Source organism: Actinomadura graeca (assembly GCF_019175365.1).
Classification (GTDB): domain Bacteria; phylum Actinomycetota; class Actinomycetes; order Streptosporangiales; family Streptosporangiaceae; genus Spirillospora; species Spirillospora graeca.
The window spans coordinates 3,008,440-3,023,343 of sequence record NZ_CP059572.1 but is presented as its reverse complement, the minus strand read 5'-3'; the positions used below and the strand labels follow the sequence as shown (position 1 = coordinate 3,023,343).

The window sequence follows — 14,904 nt, the reverse complement described above, 5'->3', positions numbered from 1 at the left end:
GCCGCGGCGGCGGGGGCGCGGGCGCCCCCCGGGGCGGGGGACGCCCGCGCCTTCCGCTGGGATCAGCTCCAGGTGCGGGCGCAGGTCGTGGCGCGCTTGTCTTTCACGCACGCCTTGATCCAGTAGCCGGAACCCTTGTCGGTGTCGCTCCAGGACTTCTTCCGGCCCTTGCCGTCGACCCAGCCGATGTAGCGCTGGGGGACCATCTGCCTTGGCCGCTGGACGCGGATCCTGACACCGGCCGCCTTCCGGTCGTCCTTGGTGTCGTAGGTCACCCCCGTCGCCCTCACCCTGGTCCGGCTCCAGCAGATCTTCGCGGTGACCCGGGCGCCGGTGACGGTGCTCGTCACCGTGTGGCAGCGCCATCCACGGGCCGCGTCCGCGGCGGCGGGCGCCTCCGCGGCGATCCGGGCCGCGGACCCGCCCGGGACCGCGGCGGGCTCGGCGTGGGCGGGTCCGGCCAGGAGGCCGCAGGAAAGCGCCGCGGCCATGCCCCCGGTCGTTGTGAGAATGGTCGTCTTCCGCATTGCATCACCCCTGTGTTCGGTGGGTCCATCCCTTCGATCCAGAGGAAAGCGGCCGTCCGTCTCCGGAGTGTTCGCGGTGTGTCTCCGCCTCGTCTTGGCGCCGTCGTCCCCCGTCCTGCCGGTGCGCGTCTAACGCCCTCCGGAATGCGCGAGGAGTTGATCAACTGTGTTCTTGACTCCCTTTCCGGATCTTGGGGAATCGGGCTGAGACCGTGTGGCGCGCACACCTAGAATCGGCCCGTGGTGATCCCCCAGAGCCGCGACATCGTCGCGCTGTACGAGGAACACCAGTCCGGGCTGATCCGGATGGCGGTGCTGCTGGTCGGCGACCGGGCCACCGCCGAGGACGTCGTGCAGGACGTCTTCCTGCGCATGCAGGACAGGGCCCCGGATCTGGACGACCCGGGCAAGCTCCTGGCCTATGTCCGCGCCGCGGTCCTGAACGGCTGCCGGATGGCGCTGCGGCGGCGCAGGATGCTGTGGCGGCACACCCAGCCGCACGAGCCGCCCGTCTGGTCGGCCGAGTCGGCGGCCATGCTCGGCGAGCAGCGCCGGGAGGTGATGGCGGCCCTCCGGCGGCTGCCCCGCCGGCAGCGTGAGGCGCTGGTGCTGCGCTACTACCTCGACCTCAGTGACGACGAGGTGGCCGGCGCCATGGGCGTGCGCCCGGGGACGGTCCGGTCCACGATGGTCAGGGCGCTCGCCGCCCTGACCCGCGAACTGGGGGAGGAGGAGGCCCGATGAGCGGCATCGAGGACCGGCTGCGCGACGCGCTGCGCGCCACCGCGGACATGGTGGACGAGCGGCCCCGGCCCCTCCCGGCGCGGCGGCGCCCCCGCAGGGAGCGCATCGCCCGTGTCGCCCCGCTGCGCGGCTGGGTGCTGCCGCTCTGCGCCGTGCTCGCCGTCCTCGCGCTGATCGCCGGGCTGGTGGGTTTCCGTGAGCTGGTCCGCGAGCCCGAACGCCGCCTCCAGAAGGTCCCGACGATGCCGCGGTTCCTCTTCGCCAGCTACCTGGGCGAGGGGGGTGGACCGTCCCGGGTGGAGGTCCGCGATCCGCGTACCGGGCGGCTGCTGGGGTCGAGCGCCGCGCCGCAGGGGCGCACCTACCTGGACCTGGCCGCCTCCGGTGACGGCAGGACGCTGTTCGCGCTCATGCGGGAGCAGACGGCGGAACGCTGCGGCAGCACCATCGTCAGATTCACGGTGAGCGAGACGGGCAGACTCGGCGGCCACCGGCCCGTGCCCGGTTCCGCGGTGACGGGAATTCCCTACGACAATGGCTCGCTCGCGGTCTCGGCCAATGGTGACAGGCTGGCTTACACCGTCGCGTCCTGCACCGCCGACGTGCCGCTTGGAAAGGCGGCCATGGGCAACCGTCTCGTGGTTCTCGACACGGATTCGGGTACGCGCAGGGAGTGGCTGGAGACCCAGAACGCCGCCGATGGGGAATTGTCGCTCTCGGGCTCGGGGGAGTGGTTGTTCTTCGTCCGGTCGAGACCCGTCGGCGGTTCTCAGACCCGGCCCAGGACGGCTCTGGAACTGCGGAGGCTCCCGGTGGCCACGGCGGCGCCCGGCCAGGTGACCGCCGCCAGCCGTACCGTCCGCACGATCGCGGAGGGACGGCGGGTGACCGGTGTGGCGGCCGGCCCGGACGGGCACAGCGTGATGATCACGGAAGGGGCGGAGGCGGGGTCCACCGGCGGCGAGGCCGTGTCCCCTCGCGTCCTCTCCCACGGGGTCGAGGCACTGGAGGTCTCCGCCGGCGACGGGCGGGTGCTGCGGTCGATCCGCCGCGACGGCATCGGGCCCGCGGACGACGAGATACTCCGGAGCGACGCCTCCGGGCGCTTCGTGATCACGGGTTCCGGGCTGTTCGACGTGGACGACGGCCGGGTGGCGATCAGGCTTCCCGGCGCGGTGGCGGACTCCTACGACCTGGAGTGGTGACCCCGGGCGGCCCGGATCAGTAGATCTTCTGCCAGTCGGCGCACTTGGTGGTGCGCTTCTTGTCGGGGGTGACGCCGCATTCGCGGGCGTAGAGGTGGGTCGTGTAGTCGGAGGTGAAGAACTTCCCGTAGTCCTGGCGGTACTTCAGGTCGGCGGGAGTGCCGTCGGCGAGGAAGAAGTACACCTCGCTGGTGTGCCGGCCGTCGCCCTCGGTCGTCCGGAACTGCACGGCGGCGGCCCAGCCGTTGGCCTTGTCGTCCTGGAGCCAGCCGCTGATGGTGACCTTGCCGGATCCGCGCTCGTAGGTGCCACCCGCCGCGACGGCCTTGTAGGCGCCGGTGGTCGCCCAGGTCGTGGCCGAGGCGCGGGCGGGCGGGGCGCCGAGGCCGGTCAGCGCGAGTCCTGTGGAGATCGTCACGGTGGCGATGCGCCGCATGGTGGCCTCCTGCCGCTGGTGGGAGCGCTCCGAAAATAGCAGTCGGGCGGGCACGGGGAGGGCCCCGCCGCGGAAACGGCGGGGCCCTTGTGACTCAATGCGGGGGAGTCGTGGACGGCTCGGGGCGACTCAGAAGAGGCGCTTGCCCTTGCCGTAGACGTACTTGCCGGTCTTCTTGCTACGGCCGCACTCCTGCACGTACAGGTGGCCGCTGTAGGTGGAACTGGTGGAGATGGAGACGGTGGCCTTGCCGTCGAAGTTGGACTGGACGCCGTTCTTCACGGCGATGATCTTGTGGCGCGACCAGTAGCGCTTGCCGCCCTCGGTGAACAGGAAGCGCACGCAGGCCGTCCAGCCGTTCGCGCCACCGTCGCTCAGCGTCCCCTTGACGTACACGCTGCCACCCGAGCGGGTGTACGTGCCCTTGGCGCTGATCTTCGGGTAGGAGTCGTACGGCGCCCAGCTCTTGGCGGCGGCCTTGGTGGTGATGGTCGCCTGGGCGGGGGTGCCGACGACGGCCATGCCGGTCATCAGGGTGCCGGCGGCCAGTGCCACGGCAGCAAATCTCCGCATTGGTCCCTCCGTATGGTGATCTTCCGGGGTTTAGCGCGGAAACCTAGCAGTCAAGGCAAGATCATTTTTACGGTGAGCTTAGATCGAGATCATGGTGGCCGAAACCGGCGGACCGGCGAACCGCAACGCCGCCCCCATCGTCCAAAGGTCTCGGAGGCCCTCCGCCCTGCCGGGACGGGCGGGCCGCCATGACCAAGATCACACCGGAATCATGCCTCTTCAAGCGCGTCCAGGAGGGCTCTCATGTCGAGCAGCGCGGTCCGCGCCAGCTCCGTGACGGACGCCAGCGCCGCCCTCGCGTCCTCCTCGGTTCCGGCCATGCCCGCCTCCGCGGCGCGCACGAGGCGCGCGGTGTGGTCGAGGACGGTGGCGCGCAGCCCGAGCGCCACCCGGTGCCGCTCGGCCTGGACGGCCTCGCCCGTCCGCGCCGCCATGGTCTCCCGCGCCGTCGCCTCCCAGCGCTGGCCCCGCCCGGTGACCGTCCGTCCCCAGGCCCAGAAGGGCAGCAGGACGAGCACGCCGAACAGCCCGCCCGCCCCCAGCGCGAACGGGATGACGCTTGAGGTCTGCTCGGTCTCGGGGTCGGTCACGAGCAGCACCGCGAACGCCGCCGCCCACGGCACCGCGCCGATGAGCGGGGCGGGCCAGGTCCGGCTGCCGCGCCGGGCGTGACCGCCCACCGCGTAGACCGCGATCATCTCCGCCGGGGCGCCGACCAGCAGCAGCGCCAGGAACGGCGGCGTGTGCGCCCCGGCGGTGAGCGCCCAGGCGACGTCCATGGCGGCCAGCGTCCCGAGGGCCGTGTAGGGGGCGCGCCGCCGCCACCACAGGGGGACGCCGCGCAGGACCAGCATGACGAGCATGACCGCCGCCATCCCGGCCGAGGTCCGTCCGAGGATCGGCTCGGGCGGGATGAAGCCCACCAGCGCCGGCAGGAACGCGCAGGACGCGGCCACGGTCGTGTCCAGCACCTCCGGCCATCCCAGGCGCCGCCGGCCGCCGGAGGTCGGGAGCACCGCCCGGACCGTCCAGCCCCGCGGCCCGGAGGGCGCGGTGTCCCGCACATCGGTGAGCATCGTCTCCCGCGAACGTGACACTTCACTGGAGTCGCCGTCCTCCGAGGCGCCTTGGGAGCGCCCGAGCGGGACGTCGAGGAGGTCCGCCGGAGCGGCGGTCAGCGTGCCGCCCAGGGACTCCGCGCGCTCGCGCATCCCGGCGATGCCGCGCCCCGTGCCGAGCGCGGGAACGGCGGCGTCCTCGGCGGGCGCCTCGTTGGCGACCAGAAGCTCGATCGCGCCCGGCACATGGCGGACCTCGACCGTCACGGGGGCGCCGGGGGCGTAGCGCATCGCGTTGGTGAGGGATTCCTGGACGATCCGATAGGCAGCCATCCCCACCTCGGGACGCAGTCGCCGCGTCCGCCCCTCGATCGCCAGCGAGACCGGCACGCCGAGCCGAGACAGGCCCTGGCAGAGCTGGGGCAGCCCGGTGTCCAGGCCGCCGCCCAGATCGTCGGGGCCCATCACGTCGACCAGCCGGGTGAGCGCCCGCAGGACGTCGCGGCCGGTGTCGGCGGCGGCCGACAGCGCCTCCCGGATCAGCTCCGGATCGCCCGTCCTGGACACCGCGCCGCTGTGCACGACGACGGCGCTGAGGTGGTGGCCCGCGACGTCGTGCAGGTCCCGGGCGAGCCGCTCGCGCTCGGAGGCCGCCGCCGCGCCCCGCGCCCGCTCGGCCTCGGCGAGCTGCGCCGCCAGCACCCGCCGCCGCTGCTGGTACTGCCGCCTGAGCTGCCCGAGCGCGGTGATCACCACGTAGGCCAGGACGCTCAGCGTGCAGTTGAGCACCAGCTCGGACGGGCTGCGCACCGAGGGCAGGACGGTGGCGATGGCCACCGTGCCCGCGGCCACCGCGCCGATCATCGCCTGCCGCCGGTCCCGGTGCACCGCGAGCGAGTAGAGGGCGACCGAGTCCGACAGCCCGCCGAACAGCGTGTCCGGGGTGTCCATCACGAGCACACCGGCACCTGAGCAGGCGACGGCCGCCACGAGCACCGGCACCGGCGCCTTCCGCCGCCAAATCAGCGCGACGCCCGCGACGATCACGCAGGCGATCGCGGTCATCCACCGGCCCTGGCCGCGGTGGATGTCCGACAACGCCGCGAGCCCCCAGGAACCCGCGATCTGCACGGTCGCCAGAAGCGCGGGCACGGCGAAATCCGGCACGCTCGGCCACGGCGCAGACCCCCTGGGCGCCCCCGGCGGCCGGGTGACCTCGGCTCCCTCGCGTCCCCCAGTCCCCACGGGATGACCCTATGGCCGGTTCGACGGGCGAACCCCAGCGAGTGGAGTGGAGGTGATCCGTGCTGCGCGGCCGGGCGCCTGGGGGTAGACAACCCGGCAGGTTGAGCTTCAGCCGACGGTTGAAGCCCGGCCACCGGTTGCAGGGAGGCACGTGGAGCGAGCGCCAGCGAGCGCCCCGGGCATGCCCGGTGCGCCGCGTCCCCGCAATGGAGCGAGCGCAGCGAGTGGAATGGAGGAGACCCGTGCCGCGCAGCCGGGGGGTTTGGGGGGTCGCCCCCCGGATGGGGTGCTCGGCTTGCGACTCGGAGCGTTCCTGGGGCGTCTCCCCGTTGAAGAAGGGAACGGGTGCCCGGGTAATCGCTTCGTTACGCGGGCGTCCTGACGGTAACGGTGGAACTATGCCTGACGTGCGTGCTCGCCTCCGGGGGACCGCGGCCGCGGCGGCGATGCCGCTGGTGGCCGTGCTGTTCGCCCTGCCCGGCACCAACGCCGCCGCCTCGTCCGCCCCCTACCCCCCGGCCCGGCCGGGCGTGCAGCCGCCGGGGCCCGTCCGGCACGAGAGCATCCCGACCTACGACGTCGTGCTGACCCTCCGCACCGACGGGATCCTGCAGGTCAGGGAGACGATCACCTACGACTTCGCGCGTGGGGGGGAGCACGGGATCGTCCGGCGCGTCCCGTTCCGCCATGCCGACCGGCTGTACGACGTCCGCAACGTCAGCACCAGCTCCTCGACCGGCGCGCCCGCCCGTGCCAGGACGCTCAAGCTCCTGCACGACGTGCAGATCACCGTCGGCGACCGGCACCGTGAGGTGCGCGGGCGTCAGGCGTACGTGATCGAGTACGAGATGGCGTGGGTGTTCACCCCCTTCGCCGACCACGACGAGCTCGTCTGGGACGCGCTGGGGACGGCCTGGGACGTGCCCATCGGCAACGCGGCGGTGCGGGTGGAGGCACCGGTGCCGCTGCGGAACGCGAGCTGCCGGGCGGGCTCGGCGGACGAGACCACCCGGTGCGTGCGCGACCGCGACGGCCCCTACGCGGTGGACTTCACGCAGAGCGCGCTGCGCCCGCACGAGGGGATGACCGTCCGGGTCCGGCTGCCCAAGGGGGCCATCTCCGTGCCGCCGCCCCGGTACGCGCCGCCGCACTGGACGGGGACGTGGCCCGGGACCGCGGTGCTCGCGCTGGCCGTCGGCGCGGTCGTGGTGGCGGCGCGGCGTCCGGTGCCGCACCGGCGGGCGGGGCGGGCCGTCGCGGCGGCCGGCGCGCTGCTCGTCGCGGCGGACGTGGGCGACGACGTCGCGATCCGGGGGCCGTGGGCGTTCTCGCTGGGCGACCGGAGCCTCGCCGGGCTCGCCCTCATGATCGTCGGGATGGCGGCCGTCCGGGCGCATCGGCCCGGTCTCCTGCGGGGGGAGGGCCCCGCGCGCCCCACCGCCCGGTCCGGGACGGCCGAACATGCCGCGAGCACCCTCCGGGAGGACTACAGTTGATCGGTCGCCGGGGCGAACTGAACGTCCCGGGCGGACGTCTACCAAGGTGACGGACGTGGGACCCGGCCGAGGCGGCCGGGCCGGGACGGCGGAGGGAGGCGCGCGCGAGTGCGGGAGTACCTGCTCACGATCCTGGCCGCCGCGCTCGTCGCCTACGTCCTGACCCCCGCCGTGCGGCGGTTCGCGGTCTGGTTCGGCGCGCAGGCCGTGCCCCGCGACCGGGACGTCCACGTGATCCCGACGCCGCGCCTTGGCGGGCTCGCGATGTTCGGCGGGATGGTGGCCGCGCTGGTCCTCGCGTCCGGGCTGCCGGAGATGCGCAAGTACCTCGGGGACGGCGAGGTCGACGTCGGCAAGGCGCTGCTGATGTCGGGCGGGCTGATCGTGCTGATCGGCATGGCGGACGACCGGTGGGAGGTGGACGCGCTCACCAAGTTCGCCGGCCAGGTCGCCGCCGCCGGGATCTTCATCATGCAGGGCATCCAGGTCTACGTGATCCCGCTGCCCAACGGCGAGTCGCTGTCACTGCCGCCCGCCTACGGGGTGCCGCTCACGGTGCTCGTCGTCGTCGCGACGATCAACGCGGTGAACTTCATCGACGGCCTGGACGGGCTGGCCGCGGGCGTGGTGGGGATCGCCGCGCTGGCCCTGTTCTCCTATGCCTACCTGCTCTCCAAGAGCAACGGGATGACGACCCTGAGCGGTGCGACGCTCACCGCGGCGATCCTGTTCGGGATGTGCGCGGGCTTCCTGCCGCACAACTTCAGCCCCGCCAAGATCTTCATGGGCGACACCGGCTCGATGCTGATCGGGCTGCTGCTCAGCGCGTCCACGATCATGCTGACCGGGCGGTTCGACCCGGCCGTCCTCGCCAACGGGCTCTTCCCGTTCTACGTGCCGCTGCTGCTGGTCCCGGCGGTGGCCGCGGTCCCGTTCATGGACATGCTGCTGGCCGTGTGGCGGCGTACCAACCAGGGCAGGTCGCCCTTCTCGCCCGACAAGCAGCATCTGCACCACCGGCTGCTGGAGCTCGGCCACTCCACCCGCCGCGCCGTTCTGATCATGTACTTCTGGGTGGGGCTGCTGGCCTCCGGCCTGGTCGGGCTGGCGCTGTTCGACGCCGCCTGGATCACGCTCGGCGTCACCGTGACGATCGCGCTCGCCGGGATGCTGCTGATGCTGCTCACCCCCTGGCGCCGCCGCCGCGGCACCGTCGCCGACCGCGCGGGGAGCGGTGACCGGGAGCGTCCGGCGGAACGTCCCACGATGCCGGTCTAGTCGGAACTGATCTAGTTACCGTAGGTCTAGTCATTTCGTCCCGGTCCGCCACGTTCGGCACCCGATATGTCACGACATGACTGAAGAGTGACACTTTGTCAAACTCCTCCGAAATGGCCATCCCGGACGGGTGTAGGACGGGTGTCCCGGGGTAGACACTGTGAACCTTGAGCAAGCGTCACGCGGCGTGTTCGCCCCCGGTCGCCGCGTCGGCGGCGCGTCCCGCACGTTCCGCGGAAACCGTGGTCCGGCCTGGGTTAAGGTCCGTGGTGCGACGCAGTGTGAGCGCGGTGCGAGCGCGTCCCGGATGTGCGCCCGGCATCCGCCGTCACGTTACCTCTAGGGTAATTGTGGACATTCCGGACGCTTGTGATACCTTTCACGAACAAGAGACGAACACTGACCGTGACCAGCCGGAGCCCTCATGCAACCTTCCGACGCCCGGATCGTCCGCGGCGCCGCGCTCCCGACAGCGGGCGTCGGGGTGGGTGCCGTACTGATCGGCCTGCTGACGGCCGGCGCCAAGGGCGCCCTCGCCGCCGCGCTGGCCGCCGTCGTGGTGATCGCCTTCTTCTCGATCAGCGCACTGGCGGTCTCCTGGGCCGCCAAGGTCTCCTCGCAGACGATGATGCTCGCCGCGCTGGCGAGCTACCTCGTGAAGATCCTCGCCGTGATGGTGCTGGTCACGACCATGGACGGCGTCTCGATCTGGAACACCACGGTCTTCGGCTGGACGGTCGTCGGGCTCGCCCTGACCTGGATCGCCGCCGAGTTCCGCGTCGCCCTGCAGAAGGGGAGGCCCTACATTGACGAGCCCGGGAACGTGCTCGACCGGAGCCCGTGATGCCTCGCGCGCGGATGGTGCTGGCATCTTCGGACTACTCCAATATGACCACCGCCGGGATGGCCTGCTATCGTCCGGAGCGCGATGAGCGAGCAGAAACGTCGGCCGGAAGACGGCCAACGGGAATTCGCCGACGCCGCTTGGTCCGCGCCCAGCTACCTCCTGTCCGGGATGTTCATTTGGGGTGGGCTCGGCTGGTTGCTGTCCAAGTGGACGGGCCTGATCTGGTTCACCCCGATCGGCCTGGTCATCGGTGTCGTGCTCGCCATCTACCTGATCTACGTGAAGTACGGTCGCCATCCCCTCTGAGCGGCCCCGCCGCCGAGGAAGCCTTCGTGATCCATCACCACATTGATGAAGGGAACGCCGCGTGAACGCGCTGACGGTCCTCGCCTCCGGAGGGGAGGAGTTCCAGGCCCCGGGGCCCGAGCTCTTCGACTTCCCGCCGCTGTTCGCCGGCGGCCCGGAGTGGCTCACCAAGCCCCTTGTCTTCTCGGTGGTCGGCGCGCTCGTGGTCTGCGTCTTCCTCTGGAGCGCCTTCTCCAACCCGAAGCTGGTGCCGCGGGGCGTCCAGAACATCGGCGAGGTCGGCTACATGTTCGTCCGCGACCAGATCGGGCGGCCGTTCCTCGGCAAGGACACCGAGCGGTGGATGCCGCTGCTGATGTCGCTGTTCTTCCTGATCTGGACCTGGAACATCTTCTCGGTCGTCCCGATCATCCAGTTCCCGATCGCCTCGCACATCGCGTTCCCCGCCGTCCTCGCGCTGAGCGTCTACTTCCTCAAGATCTACCTGGGCATCAAGCACCAGGGCCCCGCGAAGTACTTCACCAACCTGATCCCCAAGGGCCTGCCCAAGCCGATCTACGTGCTGCTGGTGCCGATCGAGTACCTGTCCACGTTCCTCCTGGCCCCCTTCACCCACGCGGTGCGGCTCTTCGCCAACATGTTCGCCGGTCACATGATCCTGGCGTTCTTCAGCCTCGTCGGCTTCTGGTTCATCTTCGAGAAGCCCACGCCCCTCGGGTTCGGCGTCGGCGTCATCGGCGTGATCATGACCATCGTGATGACCGCGTTCGAGATGTTCATCCAGTTCCTGCAGGCGTTCCTGTTCACGATGCTCGCCGCCATGTACATCCAGAGCGGCCTGCACGCGGACCACTAGGCCCATGGGACGCAGTGCCCCCCAGGCGCGCGGCCCAAACCCGACCACCTCGACAAGCCAGACCGGCGGACACTCCGCCGGCCGACAGAAAAGGAAGAACCCATGACGGGAGTCCTCGCCGCCGTCGAAGGCAACGTCACCGCTATCGGGTACGGCCTCGCGGCCATCGGCCCGGGCATCGGCGTCGGCATCATCTTCGGCCAGGGCGTGAACGCCATCGCCCGCCAGCCCGAGCTCACCGGCGTGATCCGCACCAACATGATGCTGGGCTTCGTCCTCACCGAGGCGCTCGCCCTGATCGGTCTGGTCGCGCCGTTCCTCTTCAAGAGCGTCTGATCACGGGTCACATACCTGAGGAAGGGCTGCGCACATGATCACAGCAGCTTCCGTTATCGCGGCGGAGGAGAACAACCCCCTCATCCCGCACACGTACGAGCTCGTCGTCGGGATCTTCTCGTTCCTCGTCGTCGTGATCGTCGTCGGCAAGATCCTCACCCCGCGCATCCAGAAGACCCTTCAGGAGCGCACCGACGCGATCGAGGGCGGACTCATCCGGGCCGAGAAGGCCCAGGAAGAGGCGCGGCAGACGCTGGAGCAGTACAAGGCCCAGCAGAAGGACGGCCAGCTCGAGGCGTCCCGCCTGCGCAAGAAGGCCGAGGAGCAGGGCGCTCAGATCATCGCGGAGATGAAGGAGCAGGCCCAGGCCGAGGCGCGCCGGATCATCGAGGCCGCCAAGGTCCAGATCGAGGCGGAGCGCCAGCAGGCGCTCCAGTCGCTGCGGGCCGAGATCGGCGCGGTGTCGGTGGAGCTCGCGAGCCGGGTGGTGGGCGAGTCGCTGCAGGACGGCGCCCGCCAGAGCAGGGTGGTCGACCGCTTCCTCGAAGAGCTTGAGGAGCGCGCTCGCACGCAGGAGCAGATCACATCATGACCATCACGGGAGCGGTGAGCAGGGCGTCGCTGGCCGAGGCGCGGGAGAGGTTCGAGGCGGTTGTGGCCTCGGGTTCCGATCTGGCCGGGCTCGGCGGCGACCTGTTCGCGGTGCTGCACCTGATCGACCGCGAGCACGGGCTGCGGCGGGCGGTCTCCGACCCGGCGCGGGACGGGGCCGACAAGGCGCAGCTCGTCCAGATCCTGCTGGAGGGCAAGGTGTCGCCGGCCGCTCTCGGGCTGGTCGCCGACATCGTGCGGCTGCGCTGGTCGAAGCCGTCGGAGCTGTCGGACGCGGTGGAGACCCTCGCGGTCACCGCCGAGGCCGCCCGCGCCGAGGCCGACGGGCGCATCGACGACCTGGAGGACGAGCTGTTCCGGTTCTCCCGGGTCATCGAGGGCGAGGTGGCGCTGCGCGGTGCGCTCGCCGCGCCCGGGCTGCCCGACGAGCGCAAGCTCGGCCTGGTCGGGGCGCTGCTGGAGGGCAAGGTCACCCCGTCGGCGCTGACGCTGATCACCGAGCTGGTGCTGCGGCCGCGAGGACGTAGCCTGGAGGGCGGGCTGGCCGAGTACGGCCGGATCGTCGCCCAGCGCAGGCAGCGGCTCGTCGCGCTCGTCCGCAGCCCGGTGGAGCTGTCGGAGGAGCAGCGCGGCAGGCTGGCCGCGGTGCTCGCCGCCGCCTACGGCCACGAGGTACACCTGAACATCGAGCTCGACCCCACGGCGATCGGCGGCCTGTCGATCGAGATCGGGGACGAGATCATCGACGGCACGATCGCCGGACGGCTGGACGATGTCCGCCGGCGGCTCGGCACCGGCTGACGCCGCCGAGCTGACCCCAAGGGAGCAAGAGAGGAATCATGGCGGAGCTGACGATCCGTCCGGACGAGATCCGGAACGCGCTGGAGCGCTTCGTCCAGTCGTACGAGCCTGAGGCCGCCGCGCGCGAAGAGGTCGGCACCGTCGTCGATTCCGGCGACGGTATCGCCCACGTCGAGGGGCTGCCCTCCGCGATGGCGAACGAGATCCTCGAGTTCGAGGACGGTACTCGCGGCCTGGCTCTGAACCTGGACGTGCGTGAGATCGGCGCCGTTGTCCTGGGTGACTTCAGCAAGATCGAGGAGGGTCAGAAGGTCCGCCGGACCGGCGAGGTCCTCTCGGTCCCGGTCGGCGACGGCTTCCTCGGCCGTGTCGTGGACTCGCTGGGCAACCCGCTGGACGGCAAGGGCCCGATCGAGAGCTCCGAGCGCCGCGCGCTCGAGCTCCAGGCACCCACCGTCGTGCAGCGGCAGTCGGTCAAGGAGCCGTTGCAGACCGGCATCAAGGCCATCGACGCGATGACGCCGATCGGCCGCGGCCAGCGCCAGCTGATCATCGGTGACCGGCAGACGGGCAAGACCACCGTCGCCGTGGACACGATCATCAACCAGCGCGAGGCGTGGGAGACCGGCGACGAGAGCAAGCAGGTCCGCTGCATCTACGTCGCGGTCGGCCAGAAGGGCTCCACGATCGCGAACGTCCGCCGCTCCCTGGAGGAGGCCGGCGCGCTGGAGTACACCACGATCGTGGCGGCCCCCGCGTCCGAGCCGGCGGGCTACAAGTACATCGCCCCCTACACCGGGTCGGCGATCGGCCAGCACTGGATGTACCAGGGCAAGCACGTCCTGATCGTCTTCGACGACCTGTCGAAGCAGGCCGAGGCGTACCGTGCGGTGTCGCTGCTGCTGCGCCGCCCGCCGGGCCGCGAGGCCTACCCCGGTGACGTGTTCTACCTGCACTCGCGGCTGCTGGAGCGCTGCGCGAAGCTGTCGGACGACCTCGGCGCCGGCTCGATGACGGGTCTGCCGATCATCGAGACCAAGGGCAACGACGTGTCGGCCTACATCCCGACGAACGTCATCTCGATCACCGACGGGCAGTGCTTCCTGGAGACGGACCTGTTCAACCAGGGCGTCCGCCCGGCGATCAACGTCGGCATCTCGGTGTCCCGGGTCGGCGGCTCGGCGCAGATCAAGGCGATGCGCAAGGTCGCCGGCACGCTGCGCCTGGCGCTGTCGCAGTTCCGCGACCTGGAGGCGTTCGCGGCGTTCGCGTCCGACCTGGACGCCGCGTCCCGCGCCCAGCTCGACCGCGGCGGCCGCCTGGTGGAGCTGCTGAAGCAGCCGCAGGGCAGCCCGTTCCCGGTCGAGCAGGAGGTCGTGTCCGTGTGGGCGGGCACCTCCGGCGAGCTCGACGAGGTGCCGGTCGCGGACGTGCGCCGCTTCGAGCGCGAGTTCCTCGACTACGTCGAGCGCGAGGAGGGCGGCCTGCTCACCTCGATCCGCGAGACGGGCCAGCTCTCCGACGACGGCCTCACCAGCCTCAAGAACGCCATCACGGAGTTCAAGAAGGGCTTCCAGACCAGCGAGGGCGACCTGCTGGGCGCGGACGAGCCGGTCGAGGCGATCGAGGACGAGGCCGTCGAGCAGGAGACGATCACCCGCGTCAAGAAGGGCTGATCGGCCATGGCCGCACAGCTTCGTCAACTCCGGCAGCAGATCAAGACGGTCAAGTCGACCGCCAAGATCACGCGTGCCCAGGAGATGATCGCCACGTCGCGGATCGTCAAGGCCCAGCAGGCGGTGGCGGCGTCCAAGCCGTACGCCGACCAGATCACGCAGGCCCTGACCGCGCTGGTGAGCCATCACGTCGGTATCGACCATCCGCTGCTGCACGAGCAGCCGGCCGACAACCGCAGCGCCGTGCTGATCGTCACGAGCGACCGGGGATTCTGCGGCGCCTACAACGCCAACGTCATCCGCGAGGCCGAGTCGCTGATCAGGTCGCTGCGCGAGGCCGGGCGCGAGCCCGTCCCTTACGTCGTCGGCAACAAGGGCATCACCTGGTACCGGTTCCGGGACCGGGAGGTCGCCGAGACCTGGCACGGGTTCAGCGACCGGCCGGCCTTCGCGGACGCGGAGGGGATCGGGCGGCGGCTCGCGGCGGACTTCCTCAAGACCGACGCCGAGGGCGGGGTCGGTGAGATCCACGTCGTCTACACCGAGTTCGTCTCGATGCTGACGCAGAACGTCCAGGTCAAGCGGCTGATGCCGCTGGAGATCACCGACAGCGAGAGCGGCTCCGGCGTCCCGCCGGCCTACGAGTTCGAGCCGTCCGCCCAGGACGCGCTCGACCTGCTGCTGCCCAACTACGTCGAGAGCCGCATCTTCCACATGCTGCTCCAGTCGGCGGCGTCGTTCCAGGCGTCCGTCCGGCGGGCCATGAAGTCGGCGACCGACAATGCCAACGAACTGCTCGGGGTCTACACGCGCCAGATGAACCAGGCGCGGCAGGCCGCGATCACCCAGGAAATCAGCGAGATCGTCGGTGGCGCTGACGCGCTCGCCGAATCTGGCGGGGAGTGATA

General features: G+C 71.0%; 16 protein-coding genes. 12 read left to right on the top strand and 4 right to left on the bottom strand.

Features of this window, described 5'->3' with window-relative positions; genetic code table 11:
- Window positions 1-62: 62 nt before the first annotated feature.
- Complete coding sequence (locus AGRA3207_RS13410) at window positions 63-527, bottom strand: hypothetical protein (protein WP_231334953.1); 465 nt, start codon at window positions 525-527, stop codon at window positions 63-65.
- 240 nt (window positions 528-767) lie between these two features.
- Between AGRA3207_RS13410 and AGRA3207_RS13405 the strand changes: the two genes are divergently transcribed.
- Window positions 768-1,271 (top strand): RNA polymerase sigma factor, encoded by a 504-nt coding sequence (locus AGRA3207_RS13405; protein WP_231334952.1) that lies wholly within the window; start codon window positions 768-770, stop codon window positions 1,269-1,271.
- Complete coding sequence (locus tag AGRA3207_RS13400; RefSeq protein ID WP_231334951.1) at window positions 1,268-2,476, top strand: hypothetical protein; 1,209 nt, start codon at window positions 1,268-1,270, stop codon at window positions 2,474-2,476. The genes AGRA3207_RS13405 and AGRA3207_RS13400 overlap by 4 nt, the downstream gene beginning before the upstream one ends.
- Window positions 2,477-2,492: 16 nt before the next feature.
- Here the strand turns inward: AGRA3207_RS13400 and AGRA3207_RS13395 are convergent, their stop codons facing one another.
- The 3 genes from AGRA3207_RS13395 to AGRA3207_RS13385 form a co-directional block, all read right to left on the bottom strand.
- Window positions 2,493-2,912, bottom strand: coding sequence for a hypothetical protein (locus tag AGRA3207_RS13395; RefSeq protein ID WP_231334950.1), 420 nt, complete (start codon window positions 2,910-2,912; stop codon window positions 2,493-2,495).
- A gap of 129 nt (window positions 2,913-3,041) precedes the next feature.
- Entirely contained in the window at window positions 3,042-3,467 is a 426-nt protein-coding gene (locus tag AGRA3207_RS13390; protein ID WP_231334949.1) for a hypothetical protein, read from the bottom strand.
- Between the two features lie 227 nt (window positions 3,468-3,694).
- Window positions 3,695-5,695 (bottom strand): sensor histidine kinase, encoded by a 2,001-nt coding sequence (locus tag AGRA3207_RS13385; RefSeq protein ID WP_231334948.1) that lies wholly within the window; start codon window positions 5,693-5,695, stop codon window positions 3,695-3,697.
- A 500-nt stretch (window positions 5,696-6,195) separates the two neighbouring features.
- Between AGRA3207_RS13385 and AGRA3207_RS13380 the strand changes: the two genes are divergently transcribed.
- The 10 genes from AGRA3207_RS13380 to AGRA3207_RS13335 all read left to right on the top strand — a co-directional run bounded on the left by AGRA3207_RS13380 (window position 6,196) and on the right by AGRA3207_RS13335 (window position 14,902).
- The gene (locus AGRA3207_RS13380) at window positions 6,196-7,284 is read left to right on the top strand and encodes a DUF2207 domain-containing protein (RefSeq protein ID WP_231334947.1); all 1,089 of its coding nucleotides are present in this window, start codon (window positions 6,196-6,198) and stop codon (window positions 7,282-7,284) included.
- A 108-nt stretch (window positions 7,285-7,392) separates the two neighbouring features.
- Window positions 7,393-8,562 carry a glycosyltransferase family 4 protein gene (locus tag AGRA3207_RS13375; protein ID WP_231334946.1) on the top strand — a complete coding sequence of 390 codons (1,170 nt, stop codon included), beginning with the start codon at window positions 7,393-7,395 and terminating at the stop codon, window positions 8,560-8,562.
- A 424-nt stretch (window positions 8,563-8,986) separates the two neighbouring features.
- Window positions 8,987-9,406 (top strand): Cg1360 family ATP-synthase-associated protein, encoded by a 420-nt coding sequence (locus AGRA3207_RS13370; RefSeq protein WP_231334945.1) that lies wholly within the window; start codon window positions 8,987-8,989, stop codon window positions 9,404-9,406.
- An 84-nt stretch (window positions 9,407-9,490) separates the two neighbouring features.
- Window positions 9,491-9,715 (top strand): AtpZ/AtpI family protein, encoded by a 225-nt coding sequence (locus tag AGRA3207_RS13365; protein WP_231334944.1) that lies wholly within the window; start codon window positions 9,491-9,493, stop codon window positions 9,713-9,715.
- 61 nt (window positions 9,716-9,776) lie between these two features.
- Window positions 9,777-10,571, top strand: a complete 795-nt coding sequence (gene atpB / locus AGRA3207_RS13360; protein WP_231334943.1) for a F0F1 ATP synthase subunit A — start codon at window positions 9,777-9,779, stop codon at window positions 10,569-10,571.
- Between the two features lie 102 nt (window positions 10,572-10,673).
- Window positions 10,674-10,907 (top strand): ATP synthase F0 subunit C, encoded by a 234-nt coding sequence (gene atpE, locus AGRA3207_RS13355; RefSeq protein WP_131740022.1) that lies wholly within the window; start codon window positions 10,674-10,676, stop codon window positions 10,905-10,907.
- Window positions 10,908-10,941: 34 nt separating this feature from the next.
- Window positions 10,942-11,499 (top strand): F0F1 ATP synthase subunit B, encoded by a 558-nt coding sequence (locus AGRA3207_RS13350; RefSeq protein ID WP_231334942.1) that lies wholly within the window; start codon window positions 10,942-10,944, stop codon window positions 11,497-11,499.
- Window positions 11,496-12,320 (top strand): F0F1 ATP synthase subunit delta, encoded by an 825-nt coding sequence (locus AGRA3207_RS13345; protein WP_231334941.1) that lies wholly within the window; start codon window positions 11,496-11,498, stop codon window positions 12,318-12,320. The genes AGRA3207_RS13350 and AGRA3207_RS13345 overlap by 4 nt, the downstream gene beginning before the upstream one ends.
- A gap of 38 nt (window positions 12,321-12,358) precedes the next feature.
- Entirely contained in the window at window positions 12,359-13,996 is a 1,638-nt protein-coding gene (atpA, locus tag AGRA3207_RS13340; RefSeq protein WP_231334940.1) for a F0F1 ATP synthase subunit alpha, read from the top strand.
- Window positions 13,997-14,002: 6 nt separating this feature from the next.
- On the top strand, window positions 14,003-14,902 hold the full coding sequence (locus tag AGRA3207_RS13335; RefSeq protein WP_231334939.1) for a F0F1 ATP synthase subunit gamma: 900 nt from the start codon (window positions 14,003-14,005) through the stop codon (window positions 14,900-14,902).
- Window positions 14,903-14,904 lie beyond the last annotated feature (2 nt).

Bases quoted from the DNA above. Each gene is read 5' to 3' on its own strand.
- AGRA3207_RS13410 (WP_231334953.1), bottom strand. From the start codon at position 527: ATGCGGAAGACGACCATTCTCACAACGACCGGGGGCATGGCCGCGGCG.
- AGRA3207_RS13400 (WP_231334951.1), top strand. From the start codon at position 1,268: ATGAGCGGCATCGAGGACCGGCTGCGCGACGCGCTGCGCGCCACCGCG.
- AGRA3207_RS13395 (WP_231334950.1), bottom strand. From the start codon at position 2,912: ATGCGGCGCATCGCCACCGTGACGATCTCCACAGGACTCGCGCTGACC.
- AGRA3207_RS13370 (WP_231334945.1), top strand. From the start codon at position 8,987: ATGCAACCTTCCGACGCCCGGATCGTCCGCGGCGCCGCGCTCCCGACA.
- AGRA3207_RS13365 (WP_231334944.1), top strand. From the start codon at position 9,491: ATGAGCGAGCAGAAACGTCGGCCGGAAGACGGCCAACGGGAATTCGCC.
- atpE (WP_131740022.1), top strand. From the start codon at position 10,674: ATGACGGGAGTCCTCGCCGCCGTCGAAGGCAACGTCACCGCTATCGGG.
- AGRA3207_RS13350 (WP_231334942.1), top strand. From the start codon at position 10,942: ATGATCACAGCAGCTTCCGTTATCGCGGCGGAGGAGAACAACCCCCTC.
- AGRA3207_RS13345 (WP_231334941.1), top strand. From the start codon at position 11,496: ATGACCATCACGGGAGCGGTGAGCAGGGCGTCGCTGGCCGAGGCGCGG.
- atpA (WP_231334940.1), top strand. From the start codon at position 12,359: ATGGCGGAGCTGACGATCCGTCCGGACGAGATCCGGAACGCGCTGGAG.
- AGRA3207_RS13335 (WP_231334939.1), top strand. From the start codon at position 14,003: ATGGCCGCACAGCTTCGTCAACTCCGGCAGCAGATCAAGACGGTCAAG.